This window comes from Klenkia terrae, from assembly GCF_900491935.1.
Taxonomy (GTDB): domain Bacteria; phylum Actinomycetota; class Actinomycetes; order Mycobacteriales; family Geodermatophilaceae; genus Klenkia; species Klenkia terrae.
Genome location: NZ_UEXK01000017.1, coordinates 1 through 3,036, shown reverse-complemented (window position 1 = coordinate 3,036; position 3,036 = coordinate 1). Strand labels below are relative to the sequence as shown.

The 3,036-nt window shown below is 77.1% G+C and carries 3 protein-coding genes; 1 reads left to right on the top strand and 2 read right to left on the bottom strand.

Annotated features, from left to right (window positions below; genetic code table 11):
- A partial coding sequence (locus LFA75_RS23685) for a universal stress protein (protein WP_225236170.1) occupies positions 1-906 on the top strand: 906 nt, incomplete at its 5' end.
- 224 nt (positions 907-1,130) lie between these two features.
- Here LFA75_RS23685 and LFA75_RS23680 read toward each other — a convergent pair.
- Complete coding sequence (locus LFA75_RS23680; RefSeq protein WP_225236169.1) at positions 1,131-1,466, bottom strand: hypothetical protein; 336 nt, start codon at positions 1,464-1,466, stop codon at positions 1,131-1,133.
- A gap of 487 nt (positions 1,467-1,953) precedes the next feature.
- A complete protein-coding gene (locus tag LFA75_RS23675; protein ID WP_404820984.1) occupies positions 1,954-2,964 on the bottom strand; it encodes an Acg family FMN-binding oxidoreductase in 1,011 nt (336 codons plus the stop codon).
- Positions 2,965-3,036: the final 72 nt, after the last annotated feature.

Genomic DNA, 3,036 nt, shown 5'->3' with positions numbered 1-3,036 from the left:
GTGGGGCTGAGGGTGGTCTGCGCGGTGCCGGTGGACGAGCCGTGGGCCGACCCCCTGCTCGTGCTCACCGAACGCGCCGACCAGGCCCGGTCCGACACCGCGCGGCTGGCGGCGGAGGAGGTCGACCGGGCGCGGGCCGAGCTCGCCGTCGGGGACCGGCCCTGGCCGGAGGTGACCGTGCAGACCCGGGTGGGTCTGCCCACGACCGTGCTGGAGACGGCGGCCGTCGATGCCGCGCTCCTCGTCGTGGGGTCCCGCGGACGGGGCGCGGCGCGCAGCGTGCTGCTCGGATCGGTGTCCCTGCACGTGGTGGTGCACGCCGGGTGCCCGGTGGTCGTCGTCCCCGGCCCGGGGAGCCCGCACGCGCCGGGTCCGCTCACCCCGCAGTCCGACCGACGGGTGGTGGTGGGTGTGGACAGCTCCGCCGCCGGCCGGGCCGCCGTCCGCGAGGCCGCGGCGCACGCAGCCCGGGCCGGGTCGCGCCTGGTGGTGGTCGCGGCCGTCTCGGAGCTGGACCTGTGGAGCCCGGTGCACGCGGCGTGGGCGCCGGCCGAGGCCGAGATCCGCCGTGCCGTGGAGTCCAGGGTGCAGGCCGTGGTCGCCGAGGAGTTCTCCGCGCTGCCCCCGGCGCAGCGTCCCGACCGGGTCGACACCTCGGTGCTGGCCGGGCCGGCGTCCGGGGTGCTGATCGACCAGGCGCAGGGGGCCGAGCTGCTCGTGGTCGGCACCCGGAACCAGGGAGAGGCGCGCGGGCTGGTGCTGGGTTCGGTCGCCCTCCACGCCGTGCTGCACGCCCCCTGCCCGGTCCTGGTCGTGCGCGCCGCTCCCGCCGACGAGGTCGCCCACCCCGATGCCCGCACCGAGGACGGTTCCGCGGTCCGCACCGGCGCCTCGGGCACCGGCTGACGCCCGGTTCGACCTGAGGTGCCCGGCGGCCTGCGCATCGCCGTCGGGCGCGACCCCGCCGGGGCGGCGGGCGGCCTGCCGCAGACGTCCGGGGACGGCGCCGTCGTCGCCCACGTGCGGCCACCGGGTGTGCTGGGGAGATGGCGAGGACGTCGCCGGGGTGGTGCCCGTGCCCGAGGCGGTGCCGCGCGGGGTGACCAGCAGCAGGTGACCGCGCTGGCCGCTCACCTGCCGCGGACCCGGCCCTCGACCAGGCACGTCGCGCCGGCGACGTGCGTCTGGACGACCCACAGGTGCCGCCGTACCTCGGCCAGCACGTCGACCTCACCCTGGGGGAGCGACACGGCCACCGTCCGGTCGGGCTCGAGCGCAGGGTGGGCGAAGGCACCCCGGGCCAGCTCGGTGGCCATGCCGTGCGGCACGCGGTCGGTCAGGGAGAACACCACCTTGACCTCGGCCTCGGTGTCCTGGACGTCCACCCGGCCGACCAAGCCGGCCTGGTCGTGGGCCGTCAGCCCGTGTGGGTCGTGCTCGAACCACCAGGCGGTCGGCGCCGGCACGGTCGCGAGGGGTGCCTGACCACGCGGTCGTCGGTCCGGGGGCGGCCGGGTGTCGGGTGCTCGGCCAGGGCTCACGGTCGTCCTCCGTCGATCAGGGGTGGGTACCGGTCGATCGTCGGGCTGAACCACCCTTCCGCGCAGGGGTCCCTCGACACCTGCGACGAGGACCGATGGCCTCCCGTGCCGCCGCGCGCCCGTCGACGCTCAGGGCTCGGGGAGCGGGGCCGACACGCGAGCCCGGGGACACCGCGGCAGGTCCGCCCCGATGCGGGCCCGGAACCACGTCCCGGCCACCGCGAGGTGCACGCCGAGGTCCACGCCGCCCGGGTCGGTCCCCAGCACCACCAGGGCTCCGTCTCCGGTCACCCGCAGCGAGGCCGACCCGGGTACCTGGAGATGACTCCGGGACCCGTCCGGGCGGATCACCACGACCTCGGCCACGCTGACCTCCCCGTCCGTCGGCCGTGCCCCGACGTGTGCGGCACGGTCACGGCTCCGCGGTGGCCGGGTCGGGCCAGGGCGCATCCCACGGTTCGAGCACGTCGGCCAGCCCGCGCCGCCCGGTGGGCGGCACAGGCGGCGCGCTGGAGGACGCCCAGCCCAGGCGCAGCAGGACGTGCGGGACCAGCCCACCGGTCACCTCGTCCCGCACCCGGGCTCGCAGCTCGGGGACCTGGAGGAGCTGGGTCACGGGCTGTGCGGCCATCCCCACGACGGTGGCCTCCAGCAGGACCGAGCTGAGGGCCTCCCCGGCGCGCAGCCGGGCCAGCCGACCGTCCTCGCGGGTGACCAGGAGGGCCAGCCACGTCCCGTCGTCGGGGTCGGTGGTCAGCGGCGCGGGGAGCTCGGCCCCCGCCACGTTCTGCAGCGGGAAGGTCGGTGCGTCATCACCACGGCCCGGGTCGCTCACGTTCCCGGCCGGGACGCCGTCCTGAGCCCCCCGGCGGCGGCCTGACCAGGAGTGCGTCTCCGCGACAACCCCGGGGGTGAGGGCCTGCGCTACGGCAGCCGCCTCGGCGAACTGCGCGATCCGCCACCGTTCCCCAGGAGCGTCCAGCGGCAGGAGCTCCGCGCCGGCGTCCTCGGCGAGGCGGCAGAATCCTTCCCGCAGCTGGTCCGGGACCGGCCAGGAGGTGAACGCCCGCCGGTCGGTGCGGCGCCGCTCGATCGCCGACGCCAGGGCCAGGTCCTCCTGGCTCGGCTCGCGGGGATGCATCTCCACGGCCGCGAGGTGGTCGGGTCGCGCCGGGTCGGGGATCCGGTGCACCAGCGGCTGCCAGCCGGCCGCACGCAGCGCCACCTGCAGGTGGTGCAGCGCAGCCCCGCACGCCACCACGAGGTCGTGGTCGTAGGGGTCGCTGGCGTCCAGCCGACGGTCTGGGTCGGCGAACAGGTGCAGCGACGACGGTCCGATCCGCCACCGCCACGGCTGCGTGTTGTGCAACGAAGGCGCACGGCAGGCCAGCTCGATGACGCTCCTCGCCGTCGCCGGGTCCAACAGGGCGTCGCCGGCACCGGCACCGTGTCGCCACCGGGCGGCAGGGCGTGGCCGGTCGTCGGGCGGGCGGGG